Consider the following 2186-nt stretch of genomic DNA (forward strand, 5'->3'; position numbering starts at 1 on the left):
TTATTACGGTCGATGTCCGGTATTACCCGATGCACCTCCGCTCCAAAGCCGTACGTGAAGCTTTCACCTCATACGGCTCCTAGGTTCTCCTTCAACCTTTCGGCTTGCAGTCATCTTGTGACGTGCTCCAGTGAATTTGTTGGTGGCAACTTTGATGGACAGCCATGAGATTGTCCTCTTTCCAGTTGTTGTGATTTCCATCGATGTGGTGGAGGTGTACTCTTTCTTCATCAATGAATTTCAGATTACAATATCCACAGGAATGGTTTTGCTTGTCTAGAGTCTTAGCTGTAATATTGTTGTAGAGTTTACTGTTTCGTTTACTCCAATAGACTATGTCTCCATCATATGGGGACTTAGTCCCTTTTACCATTACATGCTTGTTTTGCTTGTATCCTACCTTAGGGAAAGCTTTTTTACATAGTTCCACGGCCTGGTGTTTGTCTATTTTCTTCTCCTTTTTGAATTTGCGGCCTGCCGTTTTGTCTAGGAACCATAGGCTATCCCGAGAGCTGCTCATGTCACACCATTTATGGTAGTTTCGCCACCCTCTTACGATAGGAGCTAATTTTTTACTTTTGACTTTAGCACCATAATTCGAGCTGTTGACTACGTTTTTAATCTTCTCACGTATATTCCTATAGTTCTCCGCTGAGGGAGTACAGTGGAATTTTCCGTTTTGCTTGACTCGCATGTGCCAGCCAAGGAAGTTAAATCCGTCTGTCGTCTTGGTTACTTTGGTTTTTTCTTGGCTGATTTCGAGACTCCGTTCTTTTAGGAATTGTTCTATTTTTCGTAGAATTTTTCCTGCGTCGTCTTTTGGCTTTAGAAATACTACCATGTCATCCGCATATCGGACTGATGGGTGTATTTCTTCTATTCCGTCAAGTGCTATGTTGGCTAAGAGTGGACTTACTACTCCTCCTTGGGGTGTTCCTTGTTCAAGAAATTCTGGGTGAATCCCTGCTTTTAGACATCTGAATATCCCCTGTTTCAGATTATTGGGGGCATTCAGCCTATTCATGATGGAACTGTGGGAGATTCTGTCGAAACACTTCTTGATATCTAGTTCGATTACTCTTTTGGTCTTCCCATTACAGAATGACCTTAAGTTGTTGTATATGTACCTCTGTGCATCATGCGCTCCACGTCCAGTCCTAAACCCGTAACTCCGAGCGTGAAAGGTTGTTTCGTGCGCTGGTTCGAGGGCATATTTTACTAGACATTGCCATGCTCTGTCTGCTATGGTTGGTATTTTTAGCATTCGGATTTTCCCGTTCTTTTTAGGGATTGGGATTTCTCTTAAACCATTATGTTTCCAGTTGGTTCCATATTGATTTAATGCTTCAACCAGTTCCATTCGTTCACGGTAGTTGAGACTTTCTTTGCCGTCAATACCAGCAGTGCGTTTTCCCTGATTTAGTTGTGTTACTTGTCGGACGGCCAGCAGTTGAGCTGAACGGGATTTCATCATCAACTTTTGAAGTGACCTAGCTTTCTTTGTGTCACCAGCCTGAATTGCTTTATATATTCTTCTTTGTAGGCGGAAGACGCTTTGCCGGAGTTTCTTCCAGGGTGGCGTTTTCCATAGTTCACTATATCTATTTGACATGTGTCTAACCATGCTCTACTTAGTTTGAATATATTCTGAGAACCCGTGTCCAGTTTTGAACACATCTTACCCGATAGTGGGGATTAAGATTGGCATATCTTACCGAGGTTTCGACCGTTCCTCAGACCCATTTTGTTTCTATCGTTTTTACTCGTTCCACCTGTCAGATTGTTACGGTGATTTAGGTCAGTCCAATTTGCCTATCCCCCTCTCGGAGATTACAGTTATCAACTGGAGAACACTGTGAGAGTAGAGGATTTCTTCCACATGGTTTGTTCAGGTTGTGGTTGGGACTTTAGACATTTTTCTAGGACTATTTAGACCTTGTCACCTCCCCGTTAGCACCAGTGTTGTTACCTGCTTATGGTCAACTGATTGTGCCCTGATACCAGCTTCACTCTGCAAGTTGCCGCTTGCTCGGTGTGGTCAGGTAGGGAGTCATATGTCTCCTCATAGGCAGGGCTTTCACCTGCATCCGATAGGTAGTTAGACTTTTCAGGTTTTATCCTGCGCAAGTCCCCAACTCATACCCCTTCAGTCGCTGAAGGCTCCTAGTTGGAACGAGCCGCACCCA

Annotated in this window: 1 protein-coding gene; it reads right to left on the reverse strand. The window is 43.7% G+C overall.

What is annotated here, in order from left to right; all coding sequences use genetic code 11:
• Positions 1-91 precede the first annotated feature (91 nt).
• Positions 92-1612: a reverse transcriptase domain-containing protein gene (locus F6J99_RS44390; protein ID WP_293123666.1), complete on the reverse strand. Its 1521-nt coding sequence runs from the start codon at positions 1610-1612 to the stop codon at positions 92-94.
• Between the last annotated feature and the right edge of the window lie 574 nt (positions 1613-2186).

This window comes from Moorena sp. SIO4G3, assembly GCF_010692305.1.
Taxonomy (GTDB): domain Bacteria; phylum Cyanobacteriota; class Cyanobacteriia; order Cyanobacteriales; family Coleofasciculaceae; genus Moorena; species Moorena producens_A.

What these genes read in the sequence shown, in the direction of transcription:
- F6J99_RS44390 (WP_293123666.1), bottom strand. Translation starts at nt 1,612, where the DNA reads ATGTCAAATAGATATAGTGAACTATGGAAAACGCCACCCTGGAAGAAA.